Raw genomic sequence first — 14,450 nt, forward strand, 5'->3', positions numbered from 1 at the left:
ACTTTAAAATTGAAGTAATTATTTTCCTACAATTTAGGAACCATACGTAAGTCTTACAACAGTAGTGGCAACTGCCAAGAGTTCGTCACCGACCGTTAGAACTTCCGAGTTCTTCGTTTTGAATTTACGTAAAACTTTATCTGCCTTTTCAATTTCATTGGCAGCGCTTTTGCCTTTAATAGCCAGCAATTCACCTGTACCGTGCAACAACGGGACAGTCATCGGCACCAGGGATTTCATCGCGGACACAGCACGCGCGGTCACTATGTCCACGTCTACTGTCTCAAAGACCTGCTCGGAACGGGCGCGTACAACATCCACGTTTTCAAGCTCGAGATCTGCGATCACCATTTCTAACCAATCAACGCGTCGTTCCAGTGGCTCAATCAGAACGAACTGGACGTCGGGCCGTGCGATGGCCAAAGCGATACCTGGTAAGCCCGCACCTGATCCAACGTCGGCGACAAGGGCACCCTTTGGCAACAGCTCTTGGACCACCGCACAGTTGAGAACGTGGCGATCCCACATCTTCGGAATTTCGCGTGGCCCAAGCAGGCCCCATTCGATGCCCGTGGTTACAAGGTGATGTACGAACCGTTCGGCGACGTCTGTACGGTCTCCGTACAGCACCTCAACGGCGTCAACGACCCAGGATTCTTGACGAGCAAGTTCGGCGTCTGATGGGTCTGCCTCAGGGATAGGATTGTCAGTCAAGGCTATTCTCCGGAGCTAATGACTACGTGACGGCGTGGGCCTTCACCTTCCGATTCGGAGTGCAGACCGGCTTCAGCGACAACGTCGTGGACGATTTTACGTTCGTATGGGCTCATCGGCTTCATGTGCTCAACGTCGCCGGAGGCCTGGACCTTGGCAATAGCTTCACGTGCTTCATCACGCAGAGCATCAGCACGCTCTACGCGGTGACCAGCTACGTCCAAGATCAATCGTGAGCGTTCTCCGGTTGAGGACAGCACAGCCAGACGAGTGAGCTCCTGCAGAGCATCTAAAGTCTTGCCGTCCTGACCGACGAGACCAGCGATGTCTTCGTCATCTTCGGCCGCAAGAACAGAGAGGTAAGTCCTGTTGTTTCGGACTTCAATATCAATATCACCATCGAGATCGGCGATGTCGAGGAGTTCCTCAATGTAGTCGGCAGCGTGGTCGCCTTCGGCTTCGATATTAGAGGATTCGAGGGACTCTTCGGTGACGTCTTCTGACGCGTTAGCTTGTTCTGCGTTCATCGTTTCTTCCTAGTTTTTTTCACAGGTTGGTGGCGCTGACCTTTAGGCTTCTGTGCTTCAGTTTGAGCCTTCTCTTCGGCTTCTTGAGCTGCTTTGCCGACTGGGGGCAAGCCTTTGACAGCGCGACGTTCGTTGAGTTCGCGCTCGGCAATGGAGCCTGGCGTTGGGTTCCGGCGGATAATGAAAAGCTGCTGTCCAACGGCCCAGAAGTTGGTTGCGGTCCAGTAGATGAGCACACCGACTGGGAAGTTGAAACCACCGATAGCAAAGACCGCTGGCAGCGCGTAGAGCATGATCTTCTGGGTCTGCGCGAACTGTCCGGTCTGAGCGGCCTCGGACATGTTCTTACCCATCAGGGTCTTCTGCATGTAGAACATGGCAGTGACCATCAGAATAATCAGAATGACGGCGACGATAACAACATTCAGGTCGAAGTTTTCGCCAATGTTGTCTTTCAACACGTCCGACATTTGTGCGCCAGCGAAAGATGAATTCGCAAATGAGTGCACTTCTTCTGCTGAGAGGGCACCGATCGTTTCATTATTGTCGGCGGCTTGTGATGCGCTGACTAATACGCGGTACAGCGCAAAGAAGAAGGGCATCTGCACCAGCATGGGCAGACATGCAGCAAACGGACTGGTGCCACGGTCCTTAAATAACTGTTGTTGCTCCATCGCCATAGCTTGGCGGGAGAGCTGATCTTTTTTGTTCTTATATTTTGCTTGCAGTTTTTTGATCTCAGGCTGCAATTCCTGCATGGCGCGCTGGGATTTAATCTGCTTGACGAATACCGGGATCAGCAATGTACGAATCAGAATCACGAGCAGCACAAGTGCCAGGGTCCAGGTCCAACCCGATGCCGAGTCCATTCCCAGGAAGCCCAGCACGGTGTGAAACATACTCAGCACCCATGAGACCGCCCATGTGAAGGGGAGAAGAATTGTGTCAAAAAATCCCATAGTTTATTTATCCTCTTCGGTGGCCTCGGTATCCGGCGGTATTACCGGGTGGTTCAGTTCAATAATGAAGGGTTGTTTGCCATCCGGCCAAATCCTATTCCCTGGAGGGACCGGATTAATGCCACCGTGTTGCCATGGATGACAACGCAAAATACGCCATCCTGCCATAAGGCTACCCTTAATGGCCCCGTGCGTATAAACCGCTTCTAGGCCATAGGCTGAACACGTCGGAAAGAATTTACACACGTCTCCATAGGTTGGAGAGATGATTCTGCGATACGCTCGCAACAGCCAACCAATCAAGGTTGATGGTAGAACACGAATAAAGCCCCACTGGGTTGCGCCTTCCTTCACAATAAATGGCGAAGGCTGGGCATCGGCAGAGATATCCTGGTGCTCATTGCTGTTCTGCACGCCGCATATACTTTCTGAGTGCCCCTCGAACTGCATGAGTTGCCGCTTCTCTGAGCTCATCAAAGCTGGCACTGGCAGAGGCCGGTAGTGCTCGGACTACTAAGTCAATTGAGCCATCAGCTACTTCGATGCCAAAATCACGGTCAAAGAGTTCGGTGACGATAGCACGCAGTCGACGTTTTACAACGTTCCGGGTGACGGCATTCCCCACAGCTTTAGAAACAATAAATCCTGCTCGTGGGTCGTCCCCGATTACTGGTCGGATATTTGCAGATACAACAACGTTCCGATTACCGAAACGGGAACCGGAACGTTGTGTATCAGAAAATTGTGCTGTAGTGCGTATCCGTTGGTGTTTCGGTAGCACTAAATCAGTGTTCCTGTGGCCACCGGCACCGACACTTTAAAGTTAGGCGCTCACACGTGCGCGGCCCTTGCCACGACGTGCTGACAACACTGCACGGCCGGCGCGAGTACGCATACGGGATCGGAAACCATGCTTACGGGCACGGCGGCGGTTATTCGGCTGAAAGGTCCGCTTAGTCACTGTTATTTCTCCACACTCAGTCAGACGCAGAAGCATACTTTGGGAAGTGCGTCTCAAACTGCGTTAGCCCAAAAAACTTCGGCGATATTAGTTCATTATCTGTTCATGCTTTCCCGGTGTGTGCGAAAAAATGGCACGCCTCATCCCGGGCAAGACTCAACAAGTCTATGAACAGCAGTCGCTTTGGTCAAATTGAGGTGAAGTTTTCAGTTATTCTAAACACCGGTCTGTGTATAAGCTGTGCATAACCCTCTCAGCCCTGTGGAGATTAAGGCTAAGGTTGGGGAGGCCGGACTGTAGAACGTTGAAAACTCAACGTAACTGGACCGGGGCTTGTGGATAATGCGTGCGTAAAGATATTGCCGACCTGCTGCGTAGAACGCATCAGCAGTACGGGAATCGTGAAGTGGGGTTTTGAGCGGATGAGTGTTAGCGAATCGATCATCAATTCGTGGGAACGAGTTGTTGAGAAAGTGCGCGCCTCTGGTGACGTAGGCCTTAGTCAGATGGGCTTTTTGGACCTCGCGCACCCGCAGGGGCTCATTGCTAATACTCTGTTGTTGGCAGTCCCAAATGAGTTGACCCGCGACATCTTGGAAAACCGTTTACACGAGTATTTAGCTGATGCGCTGACCGAAGTTTTTGGCACTGATATCAATTGTGCTTATTCGATCGATACCAACCTCCATGCCACGACCCCGGAAATTCCGACCTCACCCAAACGATCCACACCGGAAACACGCTTTGTGGATAATGTTGTGGATATTTCAGAGGCATCCCAGGCACCAGCGGAAGAATCAGGAACTGATGAACCGCTCATGGATGATCTCTTTAGCTCCCAAACCAACCCGGCTGCCGCGCCCTATGGTGGCCCCCAGCTAACGGTTTCACCACATTCAGGTGAACGCTCGCGACTCAATGAGCATTATCACTTCGATAATTTCATCACTGGTTCATCAAACCGTTTTGCTCATGCTGCCGCTTATGCTGTTTCTGAACAACCTGCGAAGTCATACAACCCGCTCTTTATCTACGGGGAATCAGGACTGGGCAAAACCCACCTGTTACATGCCATTGGTCACTATGCGCAAGAACTCTTTCCAGGTCTACGCGTTCGGTATGTCAATTCAGAAGAATTCACCAATGACTTCATTAACTCAATCCGTCATGATGAGGGTGCCTCTTTCAAGCAGATCTACCGCAACGTGGATATCTTGCTCATTGACGACATCCAGTTCATGGCGAATAAAGAAGCGACCGTTGAAGAGTTCTTCCACACCTTCAATGCACTATATAACAACCATAAGCAAGTTGTTATCACCTCGGACCTTCCGCCAAAACAGCTTTCTGGCTTCGAGGAACGTCTGCGCTCCCGTTTCGAATGGGGGCTCACCACGGATATTCAGCCACCAGATCTTGAAACACGCATCGCTATTCTGGCCAAGAAGGCTGATGCAGAACGCATTACGGTGCCTAAAGACGCCCTGGAATACATTGCGTCACGGATCGATACCAATATTCGTGAACTTGAAGGTGCGCTGACTCGCGTCACAGCATATGCGTCGTTGAATAATGAGCCGATCAATCTTGACCAGGCTCAGTACATTCTCAAGGATCTGATTACTGACGACGATGCGCAAGAGATCACCTCGGATCTGATCATGGACGAAACCGCGAACTACTTTGGTTTCACCCTTGCTGATCTGCAGTCGAAGTCTCGTACCCGGACGCTTGTCACGGCCCGACAGATTGCTATGTACCTGTTGCGTGAACTCACCGAGATGTCTTTGCCACGAATCGGCGCCGAATTTGGCGGACGTGACCACACCACCGTGATGCATGCTGATCGTAAAATCCGAGATTTGATGAGCCAACGGCATGCGATTTACAACCAAGTCACGGAGCTCACGAACAAAATTAAGCAACGGGCACGCAACGTCTAAGAATTTTTGTGTGATCCCAGACTCCGCAAAAATGTCATTTATCTGCGTGTTTCGGGGAGGTACCTTCAGGTTAAGGTTGAACCGCTCTCCACACACCCCTATTAACCCTATTTCGGCCTGGGTGTCGAGCGCCCCTCGAATTCTTAAAACCTGCGTCCACCGTAATCCACAATGATCCACAGGGTTTTCCACAATAGGGTTGAAGCTTGTGAAGATGCCTGTGCATAAACCTGTGGATAGTTAAGGGATAACTCAGCTGCGGCTGCGGATAACTCTATTAAACGGTGGAATTACAACGATGTAAGCAGTTGGAGTCCCCACAACTTACCCACAGGCAAAGCGAGCACTCTGCACTTAATGATCCACAGGCAAATGCTTATGGGGGTGCCGATGCACAGGCTTTTCCACAGTATCCACAGCCCCTACTAATACCCCCATTCCTTTAAATACCTCTAAATAACAATGAGGCAGACCTCTGACTGCTGCGGATTTTAAAAAACCAAATCGAGCTACACCGCTTTTTCAAGCTGCTTGTCGACGGGGAAGTTCAAATCACGCTAAGCTGTCTAAGCACCCCTAATAATTTCGGGTGTCCAATTTTTGTCATTGGGCAATTGCGTATTGCCAATTTCTGAGGGAAGGCAGACTCTTCGTGAAGTTCACAATCGGACGGGATGTTCTTACTGACGCTGTCACTTGGACCGCACGTTCTCTGTCACCTCGACCACCCGCTCCGGTTTTACGTGGTTTGCTCATCACTGCCGAAGACAACTTGGTCTCAATCGCCAGCTTCGATTATGAAACGTCAGCTCAGCTCGACATTGAGGCACATATTGAAACTGAAGGCCAGATTTTGGTTGAAGGCCGCATGCTCAGTGACATCGTCAAGTCGCTTCCGAACGCTCCGGTCACCATCGAGCTGACAGAATCTCGAGTCGTCGTCACCTGCCAGAATTCCACCTTCACGTTGGCGACCATGCCGGTCGGCGAATATCCAGCACTGCCGGCCATGCCTGAAGTTGCCGGCACCATTGACGGCTCGGTATTTGCCGAAGCCATCGCTCAGGTTACTGCTGCAGCATCCAAAGATGACACACTGCCGATCTTGACCGCCGTCAAAATTGAAATCGAAGGTGACAAAATCACCTTCTTGGCTACCGACCGGTACCGACTGTCGATGAAAGAAATCACCTGGACACCGCATGATCCACAGATTTCCACTTCCGTGTTGGTCAAGTCTCGTACCCTGACCGAAGTCGCCCGTTCACTAGGTGGCGGCGGAGAAATCGAATTCCGTTTTGCAACTGAAGCAGATGATGCCGAGCTCGTTGGCTTTTCCTCAGGCGGTCGTCGGACCACCAGCCTGTTGGTTGATGGTGAATACCCAAAGATTCGTTCATTGTTCCCAGAAGAATCCAATATTTACGCCACTGTCGATACCGGTCAGCTGATTGAAGCAGTCAAGCGCGTTGCTTTGGTAGCAGAGCGCAACACCTCGCTGTTGATGGTGTTCAGCAACGGTGAAGTCTCCCTTTCTGCTGGTCAAGGTGACGATGCATCGGCCACCGAATCCGTTCCAGTGCAGATGGAGGGCGAAGACATTACCGTCGCCTTCAACCCGTCGTATCTTTCCGAAGGCCTCAACGTAATGGGTGGCGCCTACACCCGTTTCGCGTTTACCAGTGCACCAAAACCGGCCCTGCTGACGGGCAAAAAAGAACTTGAAGGCCCGCAGAATGAGGACTACCGGTATTTGGTCATGCCGATCCGCATTCCGAACTAGCCGTGTACCTTTCACACCTTTCGCTCACGAACTATCGTTCGTATGAACAGGCCGAGATTGAACTCAAACCCGGCCCGAACATCCTGATTGGTGCAAACGGTGTTGGTAAAACCAATGTTGCCGAAGCCATCAATTATTTGGCCGTTCAACACTCCCACCGCGTTTCCAATGATCACCCGCTGGTGCGTATTGGCGAGACCCAAGCATTAGCTCGGGGACGGGTCCACCGCGGCGAACAAGCCGTCTCGATCGAATACGAAATCAATCCCGGCAAATCGAATCGGGTGGCCATCAACCGTGGGGCGCCGCAAGCAGCACGGCAGGCCTACGGTATTTTCAAAGCCGTGCTCTTTGCCCCCGAAGACATTGAGCTCATTAGTGGTCAACCAGATATCCGCCGTCGGTTTATGGATGACCTCATCGTGCAAATGCGCCCGGCCCTGGGTGATGCTCGCCGCGACTACGACCGGGTTTTGCGGCAACGCAATGCGCTGTTGAAATCTGGCCGGAAACCAGGCTCGTGGACCGACGAACACGAATCCACGCTGGCGGTGTGGAATGAACACCTTGCCCGGGCGGCAGCACGGCTTATTAACGGCCGACTCCATGCGCTGCGTCTACTGGCTGCACCAACATCCGAAGCGTATGCCGAGCTCTCCAATGGCAATAAGCCCGCCGGTTTCGCTTATCAATCCACGGTCCCGATGGCCAGCGGTCAGCACGCCGAAGTCCCCGACGAGGCTGCACTGTATACCGCCATCGTTGAAGCACTTGAAGAAGCGTATCGATCCGAGCGGGATCGGGGCATCACGCTGATTGGCCCGCATCGCGATGATCTGGTGGTCACGTTGGGACCGGCACCGGCGAAAGGGTTTGCCTCGCACGGGGAAACCTGGTCGTTGGCGCTTGCCCTACGGTTGGCGTCATACCGTGTGTTGGCCAAAGACGATCCAAATCCCGATGCCCGGCCGGTGCTGATCCTCGATGATGTCTTCGCCGAACTCGATGCGGCCCGCCGAGCTCGCTTAGCCGAAATGACTCGCGATGCAGAACAGCTGATCATTACCGCTGCGGTGAGTGCTGACATTCCGTCGGAACTGACCGGAACGCATATTCCCATTCAGATGCGTGAGGGGATCTCTACCTCGGGCGAGCACCTGGAGTCGCTAGACTCGCTGAACCTGACCGAGGCCAATTACTTTGAAGACGCCGAGGGGTCTTCCGATGAGTAAAGACGACGACGCCGTAGAAGAAGACACCATTGATGCTGCCGCTGCCGCACTGCAACGCGTGCGCCTGGCAGCGGCAGAGGCCGGGTATCAGCCGGGCATGGCCGGGCAGTTCGAGCGCAAGAAAAAACGACCACGCACCCCCAAGGTCGATAAACCGGTGCGTTCGGCCGGACCGCAACCACTGGGTGACATTTTCTCGAAGTTTATCGCCCAGCGCGGTTGGAAAGAGCCGGTGGCCGTGGGCTCGGTGCTGGCGGATTGGTCATCGATCGTTGGTCCACAGATCGCTGAGAACGCCAAAGTCGAGTCCTTTGAAAACGCCACGTTGATCCTGCGGGCGTCGTCGACAGCATGGGCCACCCAGCTCCGGCTACTCACCCCGCAATTGATGCACAAATTCAACGAAGTGCTGGGCACCGGCGTCATCACGAAGTTAGAAATTAAAGGTCCGGCCGGCGGAAATTATGGCCGTCGGAACCGTCGTGGGTGGCGATGAATGGTGGAAGCGTTACAACCGCCTGTAAATCGATTTGTGGATCCGAAGGTGGATCCCGCCTCATTATCGACCCGGTGATGCAGTCACAGAGGCCATTTTGGGCGTTCTGGAAGAGATTTTAGCTCACGGCACGCTCACATTTTGGGTGAAATGGTGTTCCATGTCGTAGAATAGGCGTGTTATAGACTTTCTGTTTTTGATCTGCAGTGCTGTTAAGGAGCAAAACGGCCCGTGTCTGAGAACCTAACTGACAATGGTGTAGCAATGGCTGCACAAGCACAATCCGAAATGCAACGCGTAGAACACTCCTATGAAGCAGGCGACATCACCGTCTTGGAGGGTCTCGAAGCAGTTCGGAAACGTCCGGGCATGTATATCGGCTCCACTTCGGAACGCGGCCTGCATCACCTCGTCTATGAGGTGGTGGATAACTCGGTGGATGAGGCCCTAGCCGGCCACGCTGACACCATCCACGTGACCCTCCAAAAAGATGGCGGCGTGCGCGTTGAAGACAACGGTCGCGGTATTCCCGTGGCCATGCACCCCACCGAAAATAAACCCACCGTTGAAGTGGTTATGACCGTACTGCACGCCGGAGGTAAGTTCGGCGGCGGCGGTTACGCGGTCTCCGGTGGCCTCCACGGTGTCGGTATTTCCGTGGTCAACGCACTGTCTGAACGCGTGCACGTGGGCATCTGCCGTGACGGCTACCTCTGGGATATCTCGTTCAAAAACGGTGGCATGCTCGACGATGCACTGCAACAGGGTGAACCCACCAATAAAAACGGCACTACGCTGACGTTCTACCCGGACCCTGAAATCTTTGATACTACTGTCTTTGATTTCGAAACTCTCCGCGCTCGTTTCCAGCAGATGGCGTTTTTGAATAAAGGCCTGCGCATCACGCTCACCGATGAGCGCGAAGATGTCATAGAGACCGTCACCACCGATGAAATCGCCGGTGAAACCGAGAACGAAACCCTGGCCGATGCCGAAGCTGAACTGCAGTCCGAAGGTGACGACGGCGAAGCAGCCCCGGCCGAGAGTACCGTTCGTCGTGTGGACTACATGTACGAAAACGGCCTGCTGGACTACGTGACCCACCTGAACACGTCCAAGCGCGCCGAACTCATCCACGAAGATGTCATCGCATTTGATAAAGAAAACACCGACCTGGGCATGTCCATCGAAGTGGCCATGCAGTGGACCACCGCGTACTCCGAATCGGTGCACACCTACGCGAACACCATTAACACGCACGAGGGTGGTACCCACGAAGAAGGCTTCCGTGGTTCGCTGACCTCGCTGATCAACCGGTACGCCCGCGAAAAGCAGATCCTGCGTGAGAAAGACGAAAACCTCACCGGTGATGACATCCGTGAGGGCCTCACCGCCGTCATCTCTGTGAAACTGGCCGAACCACAGTTTGAAGGTCAGACCAAAACCAAACTCGGCAACTCCGAGGCCCGCGGCTACGTCTACTCGGCCATGACTGAGCAACTCGGTGACTGGTTGGAGAGTCACCCGGCCCCGGCGCGAGATATTATTCGCAAATCCCAGCTGGCAGCACAAGCTCGCATGGCCGCGCGCAAAGCTCGCGAACAAGCCCGCCGTAAGTCGCCGCTGGAATCCTTTGGGATGCCCGGTAAACTGTCGGACTGCTCGTCGAAAGACCCAGAAGAATCCGAAATTTACATCGTGGAGGGTGACTCGGCCGGTGGTTCCGCCAAACAGGGCCGCGACCCACGCACCCAGGCGATCCTGCCGCTACGAGGCAAAATCCTGAACGTCGAGCGCGCCCGCATTGACCGCGCGCTGGGCAATGCTGAAGTCCAGGCCATGATCACCGCATTCGGTAGCGGAATCGGTGAAGAATTCGACATCACCAAGTCTCGCTACCACAAGATCGTGCTCATGGCCGACGCCGATGTGGACGGCCAGCACATCACCACGCTGCTGCTGACCCTGCTGTTCCGCTACATGCGCCCGCTCATCGAACACGGCTACGTGTACCTGGCCCAGCCACCGCTGTACAAAATCAAATGGTCCAATCAGGCAGACGAGCACGTCTTCACTGACGACCAGCGCGACGAAGCGCTAGCCCGCGGTGAAGAAAAAGGCTGGCGCCTGCCAAAAGACAATGCTATCCAGCGCTATAAGGGCCTGGGCGAAATGGACTACCAGGAACTGTGGGAAACCACCATGGATCCAGAGCAGCGCACCCTGCTACAAGTCACCATGGACGACGCCGCAGCAGCCGACCAGGTCTTTTCCATGCTGATGGGCGAAGACGTCGAGTCCCGCCGGAACTTCATCCAGGAAAACGCCAAAGACGTGCGCTTCCTCGACATCTAAGTCCCACCACATAGCCTTTCAGTAACTTTTCGACGAACTCGGAGATGACAAACCCGTGAGTGACGAGCAAACCCCCACCGAAAACGAAGTAACGCGAACCGGCGTAGACCAAATCGACCTCCAGACCGAAATGAAACGGTCTTACCTCGACTACGCCATGGCCGTCATCGTGGGACGCGCACTGCCCGACGTCCGGGACGGTCTGAAACCCGTCCACCGCCGCGTCATCTACGCCATGTTCGACGGCGGCTACCGCCCAGAACGCTCCTTCAACAAATCCGCCCGCGTCGTCGGTGAAGTGATGGGTAACTACCACCCGCACGGTGACTCCGCCATTTACGACACCTTGGTGCGTCTCGTCCAAAGCTGGGTCATGCGCTACCCGCTGGCCCTAGGCCAAGGAAACTTTGGCTCTCCCGGTAACGATGGCGCAGCAGCCCAGCGTTATACCGAAACCAAAATGGCCCCGCTCGCCATGCAAATGGTCCGCGACATCGACGAAGACACCGTCGATTTCCAGGACAACTACGACGGCAAACAGCAAGAGCCCACCGTCCTACCAGCCCGCTACCCCAACCTGTTAGTCAACGGGTCAACCGGTATTGCCGTAGGTATGGCCACACAGATTCCACCGCATAACTTGCGCGAAGTCGCCGAAGGCGTGCAGTGGTACCTGGATAACCCAGAAGCCACGCGTGAAGAACTGCTCGAAGCCGCCATCCAGCGAATCAAAGGGCCAGACTTCCCATCCGGTGCACAGATCCTCGGCCACGCGGGTATCGAACAGGCCTACCGGACCGGCCGCGGCTCGATTACTATGCGCGCCGTCGTCAACGTCGAAGAAGTGCAAAACCGCACCGCACTGGTCGTCACGGAACTGCCGTACATGACCAACCCGGACAACCTGGCGCGTCGCATCGCCGAACTGATCAACGAGGGCAAACTCTCCGGCATCGCCGATGTGCGTGACGAAACCTCCGGCCGCACCGGCCAGCGCCTGATTATCGTGCTCAAGCGCGACGCCGTGCCCAAGGTTGTGCTGAACAACCTGTATAAGCACACCGCACTACAAGAAAACTTCTCGGCCAACATGCTGGCCCTGGTCGACGGTGTGCCACGCACGCTGTCCCTGGATGGTTTCATTCACTACTGGGTCAAACACCAGGTCGAAGTCATTGTGCGCCGTACCGCCTACCGCAAACGCAAGGCCGAAGAACGTGCGCACATCCTCCAGGGCCTACTCAAAGCCCTGGACATGCTCGACGAAGTCATCTCGACCATTCGTGCCTCCGCATCCGCCGATGTGGCCCGCGAAGAACTCAAGACCTTGCTCAGCATCGATGACGACCAAGCACGCGCGATCCTGCTTATGCAGCTGCGCCAGCTGGCCGCCCTGGAACGCCAGAACATCCAGGACGAATACGATGAACTCCAGGCCAAAATCGCCGAATACATTGCGATCCTGGAATCGCCAACCCGCCAGCGCGAAGTCATCTCCGAAGAACTCGCCGGCATTATCGAAAAACACGGGGACGAACGCCGCACCGAAATCCTCTACGGTTACGACGGCGACATGTCCATCGAAGATCTCATCCCAGAAGAAGAAGTCGTCGTCACCATTACCCGCTCCGGGTACGTTAAGCGCACCAAGGTCGACAATTACCGCGCCCAAAACCGCGGCGGTAAAGGTGTCCGTGGCGCGGCCCTGAAGGATGAAGATGTCGTTGAACACTTCTTCACCACCTCAACCCACAACTGGTTGTTGTTCTTCACCAACTTCGGCCGCGTCTACCGGGTCAAAGGCTACGACCTCCAAGAAGCCGGCCGTGACGCTAGGGGCCAACACGTCGCCAACGTGCTGGCCTTCCAACCCGATGAACACATCGCCCAGGTACTCACGCTGGACACCTACGAGGATGCCCCCTACCTGGTACTGGCCACCAAATCGGGCATGGTCAAAAAGACCCGTCTGGCCGACTACGACAGCCCACGCCAAGCGGGACTGATCGCCGTGAACCTCAACGAGGGCGACGAAGTCGTGGCAGCCAAGCTGATTGATAACACCGAGGATCTCATCCTGATCTCCCGCAAGGGCCAATCGCTGCGCTTCACCGCCACCGATGAAGCCCTGCGTCCGATGGGTCGTGCAACCGCCGGCGTCAAGGGAATGAAGTTCCGTACCGAAGATGAGCTACTCACCATGTCGGTTATCGAAGACGACGCCTACGTGTTCACCATTACCGACGGCGGCTTTGCCAAACGCACCACGGTCGACGAATACCGCACCCAGAACCGCGGTGGCTTCGGCATCAAGGTAGCCAACCTGCCAGAGGCACGTGGCGAACTGGTCGGCGCCGAAATTGTTGTGGCAGATTCTGAAGTCCTAGTTGTCATGGAATCAGGCAACGTCGTACGCTCTGCTGTAGAGCAAGTCCCCATCCGTGGCCGTGACACCATGGGCGTCATTTTTGCCTCACCCGGCAAGAAAGATCGCATCGTAGGTGCTACGCTCAACTACGAAATCGAAGAACTCGAGGACGACGCCGAAGAAGGCGACGAAATCGAGGAAACCGACACAACAGATGAATCCACCGTCCAAGATCAGGTATCCTCGGATACTGACCTCAACGACGAAGGAGAACAGTGAGTAAGACTCAAGCAGCCAAACCCACCAAGGGTGGCAGCCGTCCCACGGGAAAATCTAACGGTCCCAAGGGCCTCGTTCGTCCTGCGCCAAAGGCCAAGGCACGCCGGGCCAAGCTCGTCGTAGCCAAGATTGATGCCTGGTCGGTCTTCAAAGTCTCCTTCCTGCTGTCAGTAGGCTTGGGTATCGTCACCGTCGTCGCCGGCATCTTCCTGTGGACCACCATGGACCTCACAGGCATCTTCGATGACATCAACGCCCTGCTCGGCACCATCCTCGGTACTGAAGGCGGTGGCACTCAGATTCAGGAGCTTGTGACACTGGGGCAGGTCGCCTCGTTCTCCACCATCATCGCTGTACTCAACGTTGTATTAATCACCGTCGCAGCAGCACTCGCGGCGCTGTTATACAACGTTTGTGCGTCTCTGGTTGGTGGAGTTGGACTGACAATGACAGACGACTAAGAAACAGACCCCACCGATTTTGCTTTTTAGAAAATCGAGTGTAAGGTTATATTTCGGTTCAGGTCGCAAGGCAGAACCGAAATGAGGGCGTATAGCTCAGGCGGTTAGAGCGCATCGCTGATAACGATGAGGTCCCAAGTTCAAGTCTTGGTACGCCCACTACACCAGCAAAGGAGTAGACATGAAGAAAGTTCTTTTAGGACTTGCCATGATTGCTGCGGCAGGTGTAACTTATAAGATTGTTACAGATCGTCAAGAAGCCCAAGATATTTGGGATTCGGCAACTGATACAATCAAATAACCTTCGGGGGCATGGCGCAATTGGTAGCGCATCTGCTTTGCAAGCAGAGGGTTAGGGGTTCGAGTCCCCTT

General features: G+C 54.5%; 14 protein-coding genes and 1 tRNA gene. 9 read left to right on the forward strand and 6 right to left on the reverse strand.

The features are described from left to right. Window positions 1-33: 33 nt before the first annotated feature. The 6 genes from rsmG to rpmH form a co-directional block, all read right to left on the reverse strand. A complete protein-coding gene (gene rsmG / locus L0H14_RS02510) occupies window positions 34-630 on the reverse strand; it encodes a 16S rRNA (guanine(527)-N(7))-methyltransferase RsmG (protein WP_301418042.1) in 597 nt (198 codons plus the stop codon). Between the two features lie 86 nt (window positions 631-716). Further along, window positions 717-1,241: a R3H domain-containing nucleic acid-binding protein gene (locus tag L0H14_RS02515; protein WP_301418010.1), complete on the reverse strand. Its 525-nt coding sequence runs from the start codon at window positions 1,239-1,241 to the stop codon at window positions 717-719. Continuing rightward, the gene (gene yidC / locus L0H14_RS02520; RefSeq protein WP_301418012.1) at window positions 1,238-2,200 is read right to left on the reverse strand and encodes a membrane protein insertase YidC; all 963 of its coding nucleotides are present in this window, start codon (window positions 2,198-2,200) and stop codon (window positions 1,238-1,240) included. The genes L0H14_RS02515 and yidC overlap by 4 nt, the downstream gene beginning before the upstream one ends. A gap of 3 nt (window positions 2,201-2,203) precedes the next feature. Continuing rightward, on the reverse strand, window positions 2,204-2,614 hold the full coding sequence (gene yidD, locus L0H14_RS02525) for a membrane protein insertion efficiency factor YidD (RefSeq protein ID WP_301418014.1): 411 nt from the start codon (window positions 2,612-2,614) through the stop codon (window positions 2,204-2,206). Beyond that, complete coding sequence (gene rnpA, locus L0H14_RS02530) at window positions 2,598-2,981, reverse strand: ribonuclease P protein component (protein WP_301418016.1); 384 nt, start codon at window positions 2,979-2,981, stop codon at window positions 2,598-2,600. Before rnpA ends, yidD begins: the two co-directional genes overlap by 17 nt. A gap of 42 nt (window positions 2,982-3,023) precedes the next feature. Next, on the reverse strand, window positions 3,024-3,161 hold the full coding sequence (gene rpmH / locus L0H14_RS02535) for a 50S ribosomal protein L34 (RefSeq protein WP_084677252.1): 138 nt from the start codon (window positions 3,159-3,161) through the stop codon (window positions 3,024-3,026). Window positions 3,162-3,583: 422 nt separating this feature from the next. Between rpmH and dnaA the strand changes: the two genes are divergently transcribed. The 9 genes from dnaA to L0H14_RS02580 all read left to right on the forward strand — a co-directional run bounded on the left by dnaA (window position 3,584) and on the right by L0H14_RS02580 (window position 14,379). Beyond that, window positions 3,584-5,104, forward strand: a complete 1,521-nt coding sequence (gene dnaA, locus L0H14_RS02540; RefSeq protein WP_301418019.1) for a chromosomal replication initiator protein DnaA — start codon at window positions 3,584-3,586, stop codon at window positions 5,102-5,104. A gap of 652 nt (window positions 5,105-5,756) precedes the next feature. After that, complete coding sequence (gene dnaN, locus L0H14_RS02545) at window positions 5,757-6,887, forward strand: DNA polymerase III subunit beta (protein ID WP_301421366.1); 1,131 nt, start codon at window positions 5,757-5,759, stop codon at window positions 6,885-6,887. Between the two features lie 2 nt (window positions 6,888-6,889). Continuing rightward, window positions 6,890-8,119 carry a DNA replication/repair protein RecF gene (recF, locus tag L0H14_RS02550; protein ID WP_301418023.1) on the forward strand — a complete coding sequence of 410 codons (1,230 nt, stop codon included), beginning with the start codon at window positions 6,890-6,892 and terminating at the stop codon, window positions 8,117-8,119. Next, window positions 8,112-8,615 (forward strand): DUF721 domain-containing protein, encoded by a 504-nt coding sequence (locus tag L0H14_RS02555; protein WP_301418025.1) that lies wholly within the window; start codon window positions 8,112-8,114, stop codon window positions 8,613-8,615. The genes recF and L0H14_RS02555 overlap by 8 nt, the downstream gene beginning before the upstream one ends. A 264-nt stretch (window positions 8,616-8,879) precedes the next feature. Then, window positions 8,880-10,970 (forward strand): DNA topoisomerase (ATP-hydrolyzing) subunit B, encoded by a 2,091-nt coding sequence (gyrB, locus tag L0H14_RS02560; protein WP_301418044.1) that lies wholly within the window; start codon window positions 8,880-8,882, stop codon window positions 10,968-10,970. A gap of 55 nt (window positions 10,971-11,025) precedes the next feature. Then, window positions 11,026-13,617, forward strand: coding sequence for a DNA gyrase subunit A (gene gyrA / locus L0H14_RS02565; RefSeq protein ID WP_301421367.1), 2,592 nt, complete (start codon window positions 11,026-11,028; stop codon window positions 13,615-13,617). Beyond that, a complete protein-coding gene (locus L0H14_RS02570; protein WP_336621695.1) occupies window positions 13,614-14,078 on the forward strand; it encodes a DUF3566 domain-containing protein in 465 nt (154 codons plus the stop codon). The genes gyrA and L0H14_RS02570 overlap by 4 nt, the downstream gene beginning before the upstream one ends. Window positions 14,079-14,163: 85 nt before the next feature. Beyond that, a tRNA-Ile gene (locus L0H14_RS02575) sits at window positions 14,164-14,237 on the forward strand. 22 nt (window positions 14,238-14,259) lie between these two features. Beyond that, window positions 14,260-14,379, forward strand: a complete 120-nt coding sequence (locus L0H14_RS02580; RefSeq protein ID WP_301418029.1) for a DLW-39 family protein — start codon at window positions 14,260-14,262, stop codon at window positions 14,377-14,379. Window positions 14,380-14,450: the final 71 nt, after the last annotated feature.

The organism is Yaniella sp., assembly GCF_030453185.1.
GTDB lineage: Bacteria > Actinomycetota > Actinomycetes > Actinomycetales > Micrococcaceae > Yaniella.